Source organism: Porphyromonas gulae, assembly GCF_000765945.1.
Lineage (GTDB): Bacteria > Bacteroidota > Bacteroidia > Bacteroidales > Porphyromonadaceae > Porphyromonas > Porphyromonas gulae.
In genome coordinates, this window is the sequence record NZ_JRAT01000012.1 from 381,601 (window position 1) to 397,761 (window position 16,161).

Annotated in this window: 14 protein-coding genes and 1 pseudogene; 7 read left to right on the plus strand and 8 right to left on the minus strand. The window is 50.1% G+C overall.

Features of this window, described 5'->3' with window-relative positions; translation table 11 throughout:
• Nucleotides 1-7: 7 nt before the first annotated feature.
• A complete protein-coding gene (locus tag HQ49_RS05145) occupies nucleotides 8-1,018 on the plus strand; it encodes a glycosyltransferase (protein ID WP_039418771.1) in 1,011 nt (336 codons plus the stop codon).
• Between the two features lie 29 nt (nucleotides 1,019-1,047).
• Nucleotides 1,048-2,490, plus strand: a complete 1,443-nt coding sequence (locus HQ49_RS05150) for a PGN_1808 family fimbria major subunit (RefSeq protein WP_039418773.1) — start codon at nucleotides 1,048-1,050, stop codon at nucleotides 2,488-2,490.
• 29 nt (nucleotides 2,491-2,519) lie between these two features.
• Here the strand turns inward: HQ49_RS05150 and HQ49_RS05155 are convergent.
• Together HQ49_RS05155 and HQ49_RS05160 are read right to left on the minus strand one after the other, a co-directional pair.
• Nucleotides 2,520-3,105 (minus strand): annotated as a pseudogene (locus HQ49_RS05155) (sugar O-acetyltransferase).
• 33 nt (nucleotides 3,106-3,138) lie between these two features.
• Entirely contained in the window at nucleotides 3,139-4,356 is a 1,218-nt protein-coding gene (locus tag HQ49_RS05160; RefSeq protein ID WP_039418774.1) for a M16 family metallopeptidase, read from the minus strand.
• Nucleotides 4,357-4,555: 199 nt separating this feature from the next.
• On the opposite strand from HQ49_RS05160, the gene HQ49_RS05165 reads away from it, so the two are divergent.
• Both HQ49_RS05165 and HQ49_RS05170 read left to right on the plus strand, forming a co-directional pair.
• On the plus strand, nucleotides 4,556-5,176 hold the full coding sequence (locus HQ49_RS05165) for an SIS domain-containing protein (RefSeq protein WP_018964508.1): 621 nt from the start codon (nucleotides 4,556-4,558) through the stop codon (nucleotides 5,174-5,176).
• Nucleotides 5,177-5,323: 147 nt separating this feature from the next.
• Nucleotides 5,324-7,138: a DEAD/DEAH box helicase gene (locus HQ49_RS05170; protein ID WP_039418775.1), complete on the plus strand. Its 1,815-nt coding sequence runs from the start codon at nucleotides 5,324-5,326 to the stop codon at nucleotides 7,136-7,138.
• Between the two features lie 18 nt (nucleotides 7,139-7,156).
• On the opposite strand, the gene HQ49_RS05175 is transcribed toward HQ49_RS05170, so the two are convergent.
• From HQ49_RS05175 to HQ49_RS12665, 6 genes are all read right to left on the minus strand, one after another.
• A complete protein-coding gene (locus tag HQ49_RS05175) occupies nucleotides 7,157-8,602 on the minus strand; it encodes a glycoside hydrolase family 27 protein (RefSeq protein WP_039418776.1) in 1,446 nt (481 codons plus the stop codon).
• Nucleotides 8,602-9,801 carry an L-serine ammonia-lyase gene (locus HQ49_RS05180; protein ID WP_039419013.1) on the minus strand — a complete coding sequence of 400 codons (1,200 nt, stop codon included), beginning with the start codon at nucleotides 9,799-9,801 and terminating at the stop codon, nucleotides 8,602-8,604. Before HQ49_RS05180 ends, HQ49_RS05175 begins: the two co-directional genes overlap by 1 nt.
• A 94-nt stretch (nucleotides 9,802-9,895) precedes the next feature.
• Complete coding sequence (locus HQ49_RS05185) at nucleotides 9,896-10,681, minus strand: porin family protein (protein WP_039418778.1); 786 nt, start codon at nucleotides 10,679-10,681, stop codon at nucleotides 9,896-9,898.
• A gap of 6 nt (nucleotides 10,682-10,687) precedes the next feature.
• Nucleotides 10,688-11,590, minus strand: a complete 903-nt coding sequence (locus tag HQ49_RS05190) for a PCMD domain-containing protein (RefSeq protein ID WP_039418779.1) — start codon at nucleotides 11,588-11,590, stop codon at nucleotides 10,688-10,690.
• Between the two features lie 63 nt (nucleotides 11,591-11,653).
• Nucleotides 11,654-13,642, minus strand: coding sequence for an Ig-like domain-containing protein (locus HQ49_RS05195; RefSeq protein WP_200879157.1), 1,989 nt, complete (start codon nucleotides 13,640-13,642; stop codon nucleotides 11,654-11,656).
• A 207-nt stretch (nucleotides 13,643-13,849) separates the two neighbouring features.
• Nucleotides 13,850-13,915, minus strand: coding sequence for a DUF1661 domain-containing protein (locus HQ49_RS12665; RefSeq protein WP_353307445.1), 66 nt, complete (start codon nucleotides 13,913-13,915; stop codon nucleotides 13,850-13,852).
• On the opposite strand from HQ49_RS12665, the gene HQ49_RS10740 reads away from it, so the two are divergent.
• The 3 genes from HQ49_RS10740 to HQ49_RS05205 are packed head-to-tail and all read left to right on the plus strand — an operon-like array spanning nucleotide 13,887 to nucleotide 16,135.
• Nucleotides 13,887-14,120: a DUF1661 domain-containing protein gene (locus tag HQ49_RS10740; RefSeq protein ID WP_353354651.1), complete on the plus strand. Its 234-nt coding sequence runs from the start codon at nucleotides 13,887-13,889 to the stop codon at nucleotides 14,118-14,120. The genes HQ49_RS12665 and HQ49_RS10740 overlap by 29 nt on opposite strands.
• Before the next feature lie 30 nt (nucleotides 14,121-14,150).
• The gene (locus HQ49_RS05200) at nucleotides 14,151-15,452 is read left to right on the plus strand and encodes an AAA family ATPase (RefSeq protein WP_039418782.1); all 1,302 of its coding nucleotides are present in this window, start codon (nucleotides 14,151-14,153) and stop codon (nucleotides 15,450-15,452) included.
• Nucleotides 15,425-16,135, plus strand: coding sequence for an RloB family protein (locus HQ49_RS05205; protein ID WP_021677301.1), 711 nt, complete (start codon nucleotides 15,425-15,427; stop codon nucleotides 16,133-16,135). Before HQ49_RS05200 ends, HQ49_RS05205 begins: the two co-directional genes overlap by 28 nt.
• Nucleotides 16,136-16,161: the final 26 nt, after the last annotated feature.

Below are 16,161 nucleotides of genomic sequence, written 5' to 3' on the forward strand. Positions count from 1 at the left end.
GGCAGGAATGGATACGACCCCTACAGCCTTCTCTATTATTATCCCCGTTTATAATCGTCCCGACGAAGTACGGGAGCTACTGGAGAGCCTGCTTATACAGACGAATAGCGACTTCGAAGTGATCATCGTCGAAGACGGTTCGTCAGTGTGCTGTGACAAAGAAGTGGATCGTTTCAGAGATCTTCTCCGAATACAGTATGTAAGAGTGCCTAATGGAGGGCCGGCTTCTGCACGCAACATTGGTGCACGAATGGCGGTGGGGGAATATCTGCTGATATTGGATTCCGATTTAGTATTGCCGAGCGGCTATATAGCCGCAGTAAAAAAAGGAATCGAGCAGACACAAGCAGATGCTTTCGGTGGCCCTGATGCAGCTGCAGAAGGATTCTCACCCGTACAGAAAGCCATTAACTATGCGATGACCTCTTTCTTCACCACCGGAGGTATTCGTGGAGGAAGTGGAGTACGACTGGACAAATTCTATCCTCGCAGCTTCAATTTGGGCTGCAAACGCTCGGTCTATCAGCAACTCGGTGGTTTTTCGGAAGAGATGCGCTTCGGTGAGGACATCGATTTCAGTCTGCGTCTTTTCAAGGCCGGATACAAGGTATGCCTGTTTCCGGAAGCCTTTGTATTCCACAAACGGAGGATCGACTTCAAGAAGTTCTTCCGTCAGGTGTACAACTCCGGTATTGCGCGTATCCATTTGCAGAGACGTCATCCCGGGAGTATGAAGCCCGTGCACATGCTGCCGGCCCTCTTTACGCTGGGCTGTGCAATACTGGTGATCGGCCAGTTCTTTTGTCCATGGTCATTGCTTCCTTTGTTGCTTTTGGCACTGCTGTTCTTGCTGGATGCCTGGCATACCAATCGCTCCCTACACATAGCCATTCTTGCCGTACCGGCCTCTTTCGTGCAGTTATGGGGATACGGTAGTGGATTTCTGATTGCTTTCTGGAGGTGCTATGTATTGGGACATAGAGAGTTCAGAGCCTTCGACAAAACCTTTTACGACTAATCCTCTCTTTTAATATCAATTCTAACCCAATGCTTATGAAATTAAAATCACTACTACTTGGCTGCTCTTTGGCATGTATTGGATTTTCTTGCTCCAATCATCCGTTACTGACGAATGCCGATGATGTCGAACAACCGCTGGATTCAGGTTATATCTCATTGGATTTGCGATCCAATCTGCATCTCTCCCGAGAGGGCGGTACACATGATCCGCTTCGGTCTATTCGTCGCATTACCTTCTTGTTCTTTCATGAGACTGATTCAAAACTATTGCTAAGTCGAACCGTTGAGCCGACAAGTGACCTCTCTTTCGATCTCAAAATTCCCAAACAGAACTATCGTCTGGCAGTCTTGGTCAATAGTGGTACTTCCTATGCAGCTATTATTCCGGAAATACTATCAGCTACAACAGCCATTCAAGCTACGAATCAGACGCTTTTGGAGTCGTTCGCCGCTTATGAGAGCGGTAGCGTTACATCCGGGGCAGAACATTCCGTTACCATGGCCAACGATCAGGGGTTAATCAAATTGCTGTCTACTCAGATTGTGGACAAAAAGAGCCAACTTTCGGAGGTATCGCGATTGTCCGTAAAAGTGGAACCGTGTCTGGCACGTGTATTGGTAGTAGGAAAACCGACAATATCGGGCGGAGAGTACACCGGCGATTTGTCCCGCTATGTCATCGATGTAGTACCACAAAGGATATATCCCTTGCGCCATTTGGCCAAACTTTCGACCGGTGCCGATGAAGAGTATGGAGATAATTCGCCTCTTGCTGACCGTTATGCCTCAAGCTGGGCAGAGGAATCGATAGCCGCCGGTATAGCATACAACAACATCTATGGGTATGCCAAGGCAGAAATGTTTGACAATCCTGTGGCAGCAGCTAAGATGCAGGAGAAAAAGGCGGACTTCAATCTGAATCAAGCAGCGATCTACACAAAAGAATCGACCGTAGGCCCTAAAAACTACTTTACAGCTTACGTGCCGAGAGTAGTCTTGCGTGCAAAATACGTTCCTAATGGTATCCCAGGCGTGAAGCCGGATGAAGGCTGGATTGAATTTCAGGGCAGAAAGATGAGTCTGGAACAGTTCAAAAAATATGTGGACAACCCGGCTTCTGCCGGTACGGCCCTGGCCGACAGCATCAAGAAGGCGAAAGCTGACGATTCACTGGTATATACGGGTGGGTTCGTCAGTCATGGAATACAGTTCTATTACAAATCGCAGAACTATTATGTCATCCCCATTCGCCATTTCGATGACGAGAAAGCTCCTAACAAAGATTCCTACGGGCGTTTCGGCCTCGTACGAAACAATGAGTATGTCCTCTCTGTAAAGTCCATTACAGGAGCCGGTTCGCCGATTGTACCGCCTGTTTCGACTACCGAAGCTGTCGAAAAGGATGGTTATCTACCTACATCCATCACCGTCAATCAGACAACCGGGCACGAACAGGATGTAGACCTGTAAGGAGGATCCGAGAAAACGAGCAACTCTCCTTACCTCCTTTCCGAGCCGATAGCCTTCAGCGAGCGGGTCTGTCTTATCACACGGCATGGATTGCCATAGGCCAGCATACCTGCCGGAATATCGTGCGTGACCACACTTCCCGCTCCTATGACGGCTCCGTCTCCTATGCTTACACCCGGCAGGATGCAGGCATGGGCACCTATCCATACATCATTACCGATCTCTATGGGAAAGGCTGACTCCAAGCCTTCGCGACGAGAGTCTATATCCATCGGATGTGTGGCCGTATAGATCCACATTAGGGCCTATCAGCACATGGTTACCGATCGTTACACGGGTGCAGTCGAGAATGACGAGATTCATATTGGCAAAACAGTCGTCGCCTATACTGATATTATAGCCGTAGTCGCAGAAAAAAGGACTAAGGATAAGGGTCCGCTGCCCGAGATGGGCGAAGAGATCGCTCAAGATAGCCTTTCGCTCCGATAAATTCGAAGGAGACATTCCGTTGAAGAGGAATAGCTGCTCTTTGCAGTGCAGCAATTCGGCTTTCATCTCAGGATCAGAACCGGGATTATAGAGTAGGCCAAGGGCTGCTTTTTCTTTTTCTGTCATGGTTGGGGATGCGACGGGGCAGTCAAGCCCGGATTAGCAGTAGATCAGCGTAAGCATACTATCAGGATCCAGCACTTCGGCCGCAATCTCACGGAGCCGATCAGAGGTAATGGCATCGATACGATGGAAGATAACCGAAAGGGGATCGTATTTGCCATAGAGAAGCATACTCTTGCCCAGTGAAAGGAATGTGGACTCCTTATTGTCAGCGGACACGATGAGCTGCCCTTTGAACTGTCGCTTGGCGGATTCAAGCTCTATCGGAGAAAGAGGGTGTTCGATCAAATAGCGCAATTCTTTTCTGACAAGCTCCATGGCTGCTTCCGCATGCCGGGGAGCACAGCCGAGGTAGATATTGAAGATTCCCGTATCGGAATAGGGAGTGTAATTGCTCTCTACGTTATAGACATAGCCATGCTCTTCACGCAGTGAGAGATTGAGTCGGGAGTTCATACCCGGCCCTCCGAGGATATTATTAAGCAGACTTAGCGGAATGCGTCTGTCGTCGTGGAGCGAATAGGCCGGACCGCCCATGAGGATGTGATGCTGGTAGGTATCCTTGTGCCGTCTGATGGTACGCGGCAGAAAACCGTCCCTGAGGGTATGGAGAGGAGTGCCATCGGTATTATGGATGGAGACTTTCTCTGCCGGACTAAGAGGCAAATCGGACAAGTCTGCTTCTCCGGCCAGGAAGAAGATCATATTGTCCGGCCGGTAGTGGCGACGGAGGAAGTTACGACCTATTTGTCCCGTGATGCGTGATACAGAAGCCTCTGTGCCGAGAATGTTATGTCCGAGAGGATGATGGCGGAAAAGGATATTCTCGAATTCGTCGAATATGAGTTCAGAGGGATTGTCACGATAAGAATTGATTTCGTCGATAATAACGGTTTTCTCTTTGGTCAATTCTTCTTCCGGGAATCGGCTATGCCGTACAATATCGAAAAGGAGATTGGTGGCACGGTTGAAGTGCGCTTTCGGAAAGATGCAGTACACATAGGTGGATTCTTTCTCGGTGAAAGCATTAAGCTCGGCACCGACCTCTTCCATGCGACGAATGATCTGAAGGCTATTGCGCAGGCTGGTGCCTTTGAAAAGCATGTGTTCTGTCAGATGAGCCAATCCATGGTGCCGCGAACTTTCGTGGCGTGTGCCGACGGCTATGGCAAAGCCGGCATAAGTAACTTCGCCGGCATGCGGTTTATGTACCACATGCAAACCGCTCGGCAGCGTGTATAGTTGATAATCCATTTATAAATTCGGAATATCTGTTACATAGTGCCCTTCCGGCTATCATGCTTTCTGGGCTTTTCTCAATGTTTTAGCTTAATTGCATTTTGCTTAGCCACCCTTCCATTTCCAAATCGAATAAGATTTAGGGCAAAGAAAGTGCCGTAAAAGCATAATATGCAAAATTAAATAAATACTTTTGCAGCGCAATTTATTGAGCATGAAGGCAGAAATACACAATCGAACCATATCCGAAATACTGGCACATGAAGCCGAAGCCATCCGTGCCATCCCTGCAGACAACGACTATAAGGCGGCTATCGACCTCATTGTTCGGCAGGTGCATGGCTCTAACGGTCGGCTGATTACTTCGGGTATGGGCAAGGCCGGACAGATTGCTGCCAACATAGCCACGACTTTCAGTTCCACCGGTACCCCCGCATACTTCCTTCATCCGAGCGAAGCCCAGCATGGCGATTTGGGTTTGGTGCGCAGCGGTGATATTATGCTTCTGATCAGCAATTCGGGGCGAACGCGCGAAGTACTGGAGTTGGTAGAACTGACCAAACGTTTGGTTCCCGATACGAAATTCATCCTCATTACAGGTAACCCCGAGAGCCGGCTTGCGGCAGAGGTGGATGTATGCCTGGCCACCGGTAATCCGGCCGAAGTATGTCCTTTGGGAATGACTCCGACTACCAGTACGACGGTGATGACGGTGATCGGCGATGTCCTGGTCGTAGGTACGATGCAGGAGATCGGTTTCGGTTTCGAGGATTACGCACGTCGCCATCATGGCGGTTATCTTGGCGACAGAAGTCGCGAAATATGTGGGCGATAGACTATCGGCCACACATTATTCAATCCATTTCTTTCCTTTTTCGGAATTATTAGGACGGAAAGGTCCCTCGGAAGGTTATGCACAGAAAGAGAGTTGTTGGTGTGCAATGCCGGCCGTCGGCCATACTAACATCTCACTCAAAACAGAATGAAAACATTTGAAGAATTAGGCATTGCCAAACCGTTTTTGAAGGCAATTGCCGAATTGGGCTTCGAACAGCCCATGCCTGTGCAGGAAGAAGTAATACCTTATCTCCTTGGAGAGGACATCGACCTGATCGCTTTGGCACAGACCGGCACAGGCAAGACTGCCGCTTTCGGCCTTCCTCTGCTCCAGAAGATAGATTTGTCGGGAGGACGACCGCAGGCTTTGGTACTCTGCCCGACTCGCGAACTGTGCCTCCAGATCGCTGACGACTTGAACAGCTATTCCAAGTATTTGTCCGATGTGCATATCCTGCCCGTTTACGGAGGTACGCCTATCGATGCTCAGGTCAGAGCCTTGCGCCGTGGTGTGCAAATCGTCGTGGCAACGCCCGGCCGTCTCCTCGACCTGATGCGCCGCGAGGCCGTCAGTCTGTCGGAAATTCATACAGTGGTCTTGGATGAAGCGGATGAAATGCTCAATATGGGCTTTGCAGAAGATCTGGAGCAAATCCTCGCAGATATTCCATCCGAACGCCATCTGTTGCTGTTTTCGGCTACGATGCCCAAAGAGATCTCCAAGATCGCAGCTTCGTACATGAAGAATCCGAAGGAAATTGTCATTGGCAATAAGAATGAGGGCAATGCCAATATCAAGCATCTGTATTATATGGTATCGGCACGTCACAAATATCTCGCGCTAAAGCGAATTGCCGACTACTATCCCAATATCTATGGCATTGTATTCTGCCGCACTCGCAAGGAAACGCAGGAGATCGCCGATCAACTGATTCAGGACGGTTATAATGCAGATTCTCTTCATGGCGATCTCAGTCAGGCTCAGCGCGACTATGTGATGCAGAAGTTTCGCGTCCGCAATCTCCAACTGCTCGTTGCCACCGATGTGGCTGCCCGCGGATTGGATGTGAACGACCTGACCCATGTGATTCACTTTGGCCTTCCCGATGATGTAGAGAGCTACACCCATCGTAGCGGTCGTACGGCCCGTGCAGGAAAAACAGGTCTTTCGATCGCCATCTGCCACGTCAAGGAGAAAGGCAAAATCAAGAATATAGAGCGCACGATGCAGAAGCAGATCGAACGTGCACGCATCCCTTCCGGAGCGGAGATATGCGAAAAGCAGCTGTTCAATCTGGCTGACCGTATAGAACGTGTGGATATAGAGAACACGGCGGCTATCGACTCTGTCCTGAACGAAGTGAACAAGAAGCTCGAATGGATCGAGAAAGACGAATTGATTCGTCGGGTAATGGCGTTGGAGTTCAATCGTATGCTCGACTATTACCGACGTGCCGAAGATGTGGAAGAGGTGACCGAGAGGAAAAAAGACGAGGCTTCGGCAGATCGCAAAAACCGAAAACGAGGTGCCGGCGAAGCAGAAGAAGGTATGACTCGTCTGTTCATCAACTTTGGAAAGATGGATCAAATGTTTCCCAACCGACTGATCGAGCTGATCAACCGTTGTATCCCGGGGCGTGTCAATATCGGACGGATCGACCTGATGCCCCGATTCGCTTTCTTCGATGTAGATGAGTTCGAAGCCAAGAATGTAGTAGAAACCCTCAATCGGTACGAAGTGGATGGTCGCCGCATCCATGTAGAGTATGCGGATGCCAAGAAAGACTATGCCGGAGGGAAAAAAGGCGGAGAAAAGAACTTTTCCGCTCGTCGCAAAGATTTGGACGGGCGACGTAGCGAAAATCCCACTTCACGCAAAAACAAAGGACGCAAAGAGAAACCGACGGAAGGACGTTTCTACGACAAATTCGACACCAAGCAGCGCAAGCGTCGGAAGTAAAAAACCGGCGCTGAGCTGCTATTCGAAAATAAACAGTCGGGCTGCGTGTGGCGGCAGAACAATTCGTTCCAAGTCGCTCGGCGACACATAAACAGCTTGCGATACGTCCCACGCAGATGATGAGTCGGGGCGCGAAGCGATGCTCGTTGTCGTCGGGCTTTCTCCTGCATTCACAACCAAGACAGCGGTTCCTTTCGTCAGCTGACGCGTCCACAGGTGTGTACCGTCAGCGCGACGTTCCTCCTCGATATTACGAAAAGAAGCATCCTGATCAATAGCGATCAGATCGGGATGCGTCAGCAGTGCTACCGCCTCAGCCGATAGGGAACGCGGATCGGCTGCAAAGACCAGCGGAGCACGCATCATCGCCCACATTTGCATTTGCGCATGGTACTCTTCCGCCGTACAGCCGTTGGAGGGGCTTCCTATCAATAGCAGATCCGGATCGGAGATCGCGCGGCCACGATTGGCATGCTGGGCGTAGCGCAAATTGATCATCGCTGCATCCCAAATACCATTGTCCCGCTTAGAATATCGACCGGCTTTCCACTTGTCTTGAATATCGAAAGAGGTACGCCAGCTACCGGCTCGCACCGTTATACCCCATGACCAAGGCATCAGCTCTCCCCACTCGCATACGGAGAAGAAAGGAGGGCGTTCCGTTGCTGCAAGTGCACGCCCCATGGCACCATAGCGTTGCTGTGCAACGATGGATATAGGAGGTGAGCAGCAGTAGTCGTACTTGATAAAATCCACACCCCACTCGGAGAATGTGGCGGCATCTATCACCTCTTTCTCAAAGCTGCCGCTCAAGCCATGCACATTAAACGGAGATGCATTGGAGGAAAGGCCGAGCCGCATACCCCGATGATGCAGTTCATCGGCCAAATGCTTCATTCCTTGGGGAAAACGTGAAGGATCCGCCTTTATTCTCCCCTCGCTGTCGCGCACGGACGTCTGCCAATGGCTTTCTATGATGATATGGTTATATCCGGCGGCAACCAGTCCTTTGCTTTGCATAGCATCGGCCACCTCCAGAATGGTCTGTTCATTTATTTCTTTCTCTTTCAGCAAACGTGTACTCCAGCCCATAACCGGAGCCAATCCATTATACCGGCTTACTTCCACCTGCCAAATGCAACTGTCGGCTCCCGATTCGTTGGCTGCCGATATTTCAAATTCGAATACGACACGAGAAGAAGCCTTGCCGCGGATAATTCCTTCGTGGGAATCGAATGTAAATCCTTCGGGCAAACGCTTGATAGCCCAATGCGTGGGGCGTGATCCCAGATAGGGTATCTTGAAAGTCCATTCCCGATCCATAGGCCAGATAGATCGTGCGGGCAAGAGAATACGCGGACTGCCCTCTGTCGGACTCAGCGCATAGAGGGAGGGAAATACGAGGAAGAGAACCAGAAGAAAGCCGGTCAGTTTTCCGAACAGAAAGAAATCGCACCTTTTCATCAGCAGTGTACTATGGCCAATCCGCCCTGAGAGGTTTCCTTATACAGACTCGGCAAATCCTTGCCCGTCTGACGCATCACTTCCACGACCTGATCGAATGAAATACGGTGTCTGCCGTCGCTGAAGTTGGCATAGGTATTGGCATCCAAAGCTCGTGCTGCCGCAAAGGCGTTTCGCTCGATACAAGGCACCTGCACCAATCCGCACACAGGGTCGCAGGTCAGTCCGAGGTGATGCTCCAAAGCCATCTCTGCAGCATATTCGATTTGGGACAGAGTACCCCCGAATAGCTGGCTGCTGGCTGCCGCTCCCATGGCACAGGCTACGCCCACTTCACCCTGACAGCCGACTTCGGCTCCCGAAATAGAAGCATTGGTGCGTACCACATTGGCAAAAAGGCCGGCCGTAGCCAGTGCACGCAATATACGTTTGTCGCTGAACTCACGAGTCTGTTGGAGGTGGTGGAGTACCGCCGGCACAACGCCGCACGACCCGCATGTAGGAGCCGTCACGATCTTCCCCCCCGATGCATTCTGTTCGCTCACAGCCAAAGCATAGGCATATACATTGCCTCGGCTTCGCACACCTGGGGAATACCCTTGCGCACGAATCAGATAGCTGGCGGCCTTCCGGCGAACGACCAGTCCGCCCGGCAGCACCCCCTCGGCATCAAGCCCCTCCTGGATGGCGTTTCGCATTACCGACCAGACCTCAGCCAAATAGTCCCATATATCGGGGTCTTCGTTTTCTTCCACATACTCCCAAAAGCTTAGGCCGCGTCTGTTCAGTTCGTCGAGAATATCTGCCATCTTGCTGAGCGGATATACCTCGCGGCCTCGCTGTTCGTTGAAGTGTTCGTTGGCCAAGACTCCGCCGCCGATGCTATAGATGAGCCAGTCGTCGAGCTGCTTGCCCTCTTTGTCGAAGCTCTCGAAGAGCATGCCGTTGGGGTGAAAACTTTGGAAGATCTCCGGTTTCCAAACGATTTCCGTCGGAGCCTTCGCCTCCAAAACGGCCAGGATAGCAGCATCCGTGAGGTGTCCTTTGCCTGTGGCAGCAAGGCTACCGTATAGCGTAACGCGGAAAGAGGTCGCCTCGGGGTTCCGATCGATAAACATCTCGGCTGCCCGACGCGGGCCGATCGTGTGGCTACTGCTCGGGCCGTAGCCGATGCGATATATTTGGGTTATCGATTCCATTGTATGTGTAGTGTATTGTGCTTTGTAGTGTTGAAGCGTGATTTTGGGGGAGAAGAGCAAGCGAAGAACCGACAAGCTATTCTTGTGTGATGGCTCAATAATTGAGCCTGTAGGAAAATCCGATACGGGCAAAGACGTTGTGCATGCGGTAAGGAATGGCCTTGAAGTGTGTGCCCGTCAGTGGAATCAGGCCGAATGTGACATCGGCAAATGCTCCTATCTGTCGGGTGAAATAATAGTCGGCACCGATTATGACACCGATATCCAAGGCCTTGATCTTGTCCGAGAAATCCAGCTCGCGCAGATCCATCTGCGCCGTTCCCAGCTTGGGATCGTCATAGACCATCGTACCGTCGATGATCACACGGAACGTGCTTTCCAGCAGCAGGGAAGTATAGAGACCTCCGCGCAGCTTGAGTCTATCCTTGAGCATATTGTATTCCGCCTGTACGGGTATCGTCAGATAGCCCAGCCGTATCTCCGTATTGTTGTCACCGGTGAATAGTCCCGGATATTCTTCATCAGGATTGCCGGCATAAGGCGAGTCCGACACGATAGCTACTTTCATATCTTTCACTCGTGTGGTAGCTTCCATGCCTTTTTTCTCTACGGCTATACCCACGTTCACAGCCCACGGACTGCCGGCACGCAGACGACGCGAAGCACCCAGTTGCACCATCGGATTCAGCCGCGGATACCATGCGTAGACGTGCTCCATGGCTTTGGGTACGGGTACCGGTGTGGATGCTCCCACATGCATACCCACCCTGCCGGAAAACTCCCAGAGCGACGGCCGGGCAGAAGCGTTCGACTCCTGAGCCGACAGGATGAAAGAGAGGCTCCAAAAGCAAGCAATCAAAAGAAAATATCGTCGGATCATAACGTTTTATTCGGGTAAAGTAGTCAGCGTAAGGGTTACTTCATCGACAAGCAGTTCGCTGTCCACGGAGCCGATATACTCGTCTCCACGCGATGAAGACGAAAAGACCAGAGCCAAGCGATACTGCTTGTTGGCCAAGTCCACGACTTTATTGCCAACGGATCGGAACGTGAGATCGAACGGCTGCCATCCATCCGTATCATCCGCTATCACTTTGGCAATGGATACGATAGACGGTGCCGCATAGAGGTTCTTGCCATTCAGGTAGGGCGTATCTTCGGTTACTTCATAGAATACGCCGGCGATCGTGCATTGGTCTTTGCCTTCCAGCACGGCATCCGGCCCTATGCTGCCATCGATGTATTTGCTTCCGGCCTTGTATCGATAGTAACCTCGCAACCGAATCGGACGCTGGCGCACTCTGTGCCCGAAGTAAGTGGCTTCCAGTGGGGCAGAGATCAGTTTCGACACATCGACCTTACCGGAGAAAAGCGATGCAGCCACCAGATAGCTACCCATGCCATATACCTTGATCCCGGGTCGGGTAAGCATCCGCACGCAACGACCCTGATAACCTTCGTCAGCGAGTGTGACGGGGTACGGCAGTGTGGGATTGGGCATAGCCTTGAATCCCTCATTGCTGGCAGAAGCCCAAAAAGAGGAGGAAAATCCCCCTTCTCCCAACGGCAGGGCAGGAGTTGTGTCCGACCACTTCTCGAAGGAAAAACGGACATCGAATACCGACTGTCCCTCCGGAGGAGTGGGCGAAGCCTCGTTGCCTCCGTTATTGAGTTCTTCTTTCAGCTTGTTTTGTTTATCCTTGATCGGATCGAATCCGTAACACCCCGACAGCAATGCTCCCAAAACGAATATGAGCGGTATGCCGATAGTCGAAAATCTTTGTTTCATTATGTGGTGATTCTTCCCCTCTACATCGGACGATGATTGCGCAGAGGAGGATATGATGCTTTGTTACTTCTTACTCTTTTTCTTCGATCTGCGAGCCATTCGCTCCTCGTATTCCCTGTTGAGGTCGCGCTTTTGCTTCTCCGCGGGCTTTACCTTTCGGATAGCTTCCGGTTTCTGATCGGCATACTGCTCACGGGTGACTACCCAGTCTTCGACCTGCTGCCAGTTCTTCCTGAGGGTAAACGATTGGCGGTAGTAGAACACCCATTCGGGCTGCTTTGTTGGGTAGTTGCCGGCATCCCAGCGACCGTTGCCATTCTCATCGAGAAACAGGCGCGCATAGTAGACATCGGGCTTGAGGTGCGGGAAGAGGACTTCTCCCCGTTCCGCTTTCTTTGTCGCCACGGGCTCTCCCCCCTTATTCAGCAGTTCCACTACGGCAGTACTGTCAGCCTCTCCCGACAGCTTCAGCAGCAGGCTGCTGAGGTCCTCCTCCGGAAGGAACGAAAACATCTGCTCCACAGGGGCGTTCCACCGGTCGTACACGCTTCGCCAGACGGCCGAGTCGATCCGTATGCGGTAGCTTTGCCCCATCTGCCAGCCGGCATCGATGAAGAACTTCAGTGGATTGAGCGAATCGGGACGGAGCTTGAACGGGACATCGCGCCACAAGCTATCCGCTTGACGTGCTACGGAAACGCCTGCCGTATCCACGAGAGCCAACGGTTGGGACGCTATGATACTGATGGTATCGCCCGGAGTACCCGATGCTATGCTGCTACTATTCTTGATGGATATATTCATAAGAGGAGCAGAAGAGGCTGCTGCTTCGTCTTTCGGACGGCGTTGTACGGAGGGTTTCGGCTTGGCCATCCGCAGGGTGTCCGTCTGTGGTCGTGGAATGTTGAGCGAGTCGCTTTTGGGGTAAGTGACCGAAAAGGCCAAAGTGTCGCGGCTGTAGATTTCTTTATCCGTCAGCCAGTAGACGATCTCCTTCTCGCCTTTTCTGATAGCCGAATACCAGCTCTTTCCCTTTTGCTCTCCCAGCAGGTGCAGTGCCGGGATGGTGTCAGGTCTTGTATTGAACAGCAGGGATACTTGTACGGAATCGGGACGAGTTTTCTTCGATAGATATTCCCGACGGAAGTCGGACGTATAGAATCGGAGCAGAACGTTGTCGGGGCGGTATCGAACAGGCTGCTGCCGAAGCGATGTATCCGCAGTTGCCGATTCGGCACTCGTCTCGTTCGGAGAGGGCACTTTTTCTTTTTCCACCATTGCCGAATCCGCCGGTAGTCGTTTATCGGTATCGGTCGAGAGCGTATCGGAAGGGAAAGTCCCATCTATCACTTCGGTACGGTACCAATCCGGAGAGAAGGCGATGCCCTCGGACAGCTGGCTGTAGGCATAGTCGTGATCGGCATCCTGAAGCGCGAAGACTTTGTAGCGGCCGTCGCGAAGATTTTTCAGCGTAAAGGAACCGTCCTCTCCCGTCAGCGTGGTACGCAGAAAGGGAGTCTTCGTGAAAGCCGTATCCGCTTCCGATTCATGAATGCCGACCAAGATGCCTGCCACCGGCTCCAGCGTCAGAGCATCGATCACCCGACCGCCGATCTGCATCGAATCGAGCACATCGCCGGTGGAAAAAGCATAGCAGAAGTTTTCCAGGATATTTCCTTCGTTGTTGTCGGCCAAACCGTTTGTAAAGTCGATCGTATAGGTGGTGCTATCGCGAAGATTGTCGCGAAGCTCGATGGTCAGCATGCGGCCATAGACGGATATTTTCGGCTGTTTGATCTGTGGTGGCGAGACGATCACCGTCTCGTTTTGTTTCAATATCTGGATAGCTTCATCGAATAGGAGGGAGATCTTATTGCCTGTTTGCTTCGTGCTACCCATCGCCGGCGTAGCCCTGAGCAAACGCGGGGGTGTCACATCATAAGGCCCCCCCTCCGGCGTACCCATATTGGCACATGCCGAGAGCATCCACAAGCCTATAATGACAGCTGCCACGACGGCAAGCTGCAATCGGCCGAAACGGTTCTTTCTCATAACCCTAAGAAATATAGGTGCTTTGGCCACAAAAATACTGTTTTCGACCGATACTTCTCCCTCTGCCAAAAGCCCCCTCGCGGTCTCCTCCGCTCCGACGCGCCACAGGAAGAAGGAACAAAACCTCTTGCGCGGTTTTACTCCTTGACGAACAATACAAAAGCATTGCAGCCATCTCTCCTCGCTCTGCATTCTCGTCCGTGAAAATTATTGTTTGCCATTCCTAAAAACGTGGCGCGAAAAAATTTCCGCTCTCGCGCGAGATTTTTTCAAAACCCGAACCAAAACGAAAAAATTTTGGCGCGACTTTTTCAAGATTGCGGCGCGACTTTCCGGCGATTTCCGGCTCGAGATTTGTTGTTCTTCTTTTGTCTACAATCTTTCTTATGGTGTATCTTTTGCTCCCTGCAAAGAACGCAAGGCCGCTATTTGTGAGATTTTTTCTCGTTTTTCTTGCTTTTCCGGGCTTGTTAGATAACTTTGCCCTCAAATAATTATTGTGTGAGTTATGTTGGTCAACTTCACTTTTAAGAATTTCCGCTCATTCAGAGATGAAAAAACTTTGAGCATGGAAGCTTCTGCCATCAAAGAACTTTCCAAATCTGTCATTAGGAAAGGAGCTTACAAACTCCTTCCGGCAGCCGTTTTATACGGAGCCAATTCAAGTGGAAAAAGCAATGCTCTTTTTGCTTTGGCCAAAATGCGTAGCATCGTATTGGATTCGGTAAAATTGAACCCTCAGGATACGCTTCGTTTCGACCCGTTTATGTTGGATAGGGAATCTGCCCAAAAACCAACTTCTTTTGAAATACAATTTTTGAAAGACGGTGTAAAATACAGATATGGTTTCGAGTATGATAAAACCCGTATCATTAGTGAGTGGCTATATGAAAAGCAAGAAAAGGAAAGAGAGTTCAATTTATTTCTTCGTGCCGGAAGCGAGTTCGAAATATCCAAGAGGCGATTTCCGGAAGGTGATGGCAAAGCAGATGCTACGCCCGGGAATAGACTTTTTGTGTCCTTGTGTGCGCAGCTAAATGGAAAGAAATCATCTTCTATTTTGGACTGGTTTCAGCACTGCAATCTTATTTCGGGTGTAGAAAAACAGGGTTATGAAGGCTTTACCCTGAAGATGCTCAAAGAAAATCCGGAAGGATGCAATGAAGCCAAAGACTTCTTCCGTCGCACGCAGTTAGGATTCAAAGACTTGATCGTCACAGAGCAACCTCTTTCGAACGATGTACTCAAGGAAGTACCGGATGAACTGAAAGAATTCATATTGAAAGAATTCGATGGCCGAAGCGTATTAGAAATCAAAACTTCTCATTGGGTGTATGACCAAGACGGTAATCAGGTCGAGGAAAAAATTTTCGCCAAGGATGAAATGGAATCGGAAGGGACCAAAAAAGTCATAGAGCTTTCAGGCCCTTTATTCGACACATTGAAAGAAGGTTCTGTTTTGCTGGTAGACGAATTAGATGCCAAACTCCACCCCCTTTTGACCAGAAGTATTCTGAAGTTGTTTATGTCTCCGGAGACAAATCCCAACGGGGCACAGTTGATCTTTAATACTCACGACACAAATCTGCTGAAGGGCGATTATTTACGCCGTGATCAAATCTGGTTCACGGAAAAAGACAGGACAGAATCCTCCGATCTTTATTCATTGATAGAGTTTCGAGACACAGAAGGAGTAAAAGTTCGTAAAGATCGGAGTTTTCAAAACGACTATATTAACGGACGTTATGGAGCTATCCCGTTCATTTTTTCAAGTGTAGAGCCATGGGACAACCGCCAAAAAGAGAAATAGAACGACTAAAACGTGAAAAGCGAGAAGCAAAAGCCGCAAAAAAACGCAAAAAGAATACTCGGGACATAATAGTCCGATTCTTGATTGTTTGTGAAGGACAAAAGACAGAACCCAACTATTTTAAGGCTTTGATTGGCGACCACTATTCGGAAGTTCGCGACGCAGAGGCAGAGGCAGAGATTAGGGGACAAGGTTGTTCTACTTGTGCATTAGTCGAACGAGCCAAAGAGATTCGGGATAATCTCGAAAAAGAGCGTGAATTAGGCTTTGATCGGATTTGGGTTGTCTTTGATAAAGACGATTTTGATGATTTTAATCGAGCTATCGACCTTGCAAAGAGCTATGGTTTCGGATGCGCTTGGACAAACGAAGCTTTTGAATTGTGGTTCCTTCTCCATTTCCAATATCTGGATGTACCCATCAGCCGTGATGCTTACATTTCCAAACTTGAAAAGTTGATACAAAAGCGACTTAATGATAGTTCTTTCCGATACAATAAGAATGATCCCTCCTTTTGCAACATATTGAAAGACCATGGAGATGGTATTTTAGCAAAGGAATATGCAAAAAGACTTCGTTCGAATCACAAGGATAAAGATTATGCCAATCACAACCCTTGCACAAGGGTCGATCTATTGGTTGAGGAATTGGAAAATCCTCTATCCGTATTAAAGAACAAATAAAGAGGGTGTAGATAACCAATCAAACG